At 52.7% G+C, this 890-nt stretch carries 1 protein-coding gene; it reads left to right on the forward strand.

All coding sequences use genetic code 11. The features are described from left to right. The first annotated feature begins 41 nt into the window (after positions 1-41). Positions 42-698 carry a group II intron maturase-specific domain-containing protein gene (locus BFR47_RS15045; protein WP_071473833.1) on the forward strand — a complete coding sequence of 219 codons (657 nt, stop codon included), beginning with the start codon at positions 42-44 and terminating at the stop codon, positions 696-698. Positions 699-890: the final 192 nt, after the last annotated feature.

Raw genomic sequence — 890 nt, forward strand, 5'->3', positions numbered from 1 at the left:
AATAAAACCTCGCCGGAAGCCTTGCCATATAAGGTTTTTTCATGATCTTGCCCTGGTTCTTGAGCAAGGTAAGTGACGAGCTGAAACGGTACAGGATGGCACCGGCATGGCAGGTAGTGATGCGGCTCAACCCGATGATTCGGGGCTGGGCTAACTACCACCGGCACGGAGTATCCTCGCAAACGTTCTCCTACGTGGACCATCGGCTGTGGCACATGCTGTGGCGATGGGCGAAACGCAGGCACTCCAATAAGCCCAAACGCTGGATCGCTCAGAAGTACTTTGGGCAGCAGCAGGGCCGAAAGTGGGTGTTTTTCGGAACACCACCGGATGGGAAAACGCTGTTTTTGGTGCAAGCGAACCAGACAGCAATAAAACGGCACGCCAAGATCAGAAGCGAAGCCAATCCCTATGATCCACAGCACGAGCAGTACTTTGAGAAGCGTCAGTTGGAGCGACTCAAGGAGAATCGGCTTTGGACCAGCAAGCTTAAGCTTATATGGGAGAAGCAACAGCGCCGTTGCCCGCTTTGCGGGGAACCGTTCCGGGATAATGATGACTGGGATTTACACCACATCCTCTACCGGACACGGGGTGGCGGCGATGAAAGCACGAACCTGGTGATGCTGCATCCAAATTGTCACCGGCAGTACCATGCCAAGACAGACAGTAAGGAAGCTGGTGTCTATGTTAAGTAGGCATTTATGAAGGCTTGAGCCGGATGCCGGGAAACTGGCAAGTCCGGTTCTTAGGGGGGAGGGGAACAGTAATGCGACCTTCCTACCCGACTTAGCCTAAGCTAAATAAAAAAGTTCAAAAAAGCCGGCGCAAGCCGTAATGCCGTTCACTTAAGGTGAACGGCATTTTTCTTTCTGACTGGGTACGTGTTC

Source organism: Oceanisphaera psychrotolerans (assembly GCF_001870485.1).
GTDB classification, from domain to species: domain Bacteria; phylum Pseudomonadota; class Gammaproteobacteria; order Enterobacterales; family Aeromonadaceae; genus Oceanimonas; species Oceanimonas psychrotolerans.

Bases quoted from the DNA above. Each gene is read 5' to 3' on its own strand.
- BFR47_RS15045 (WP_071473833.1), top strand. From the start codon at position 42: ATGATCTTGCCCTGGTTCTTGAGCAAGGTAAGTGACGAGCTGAAACGG.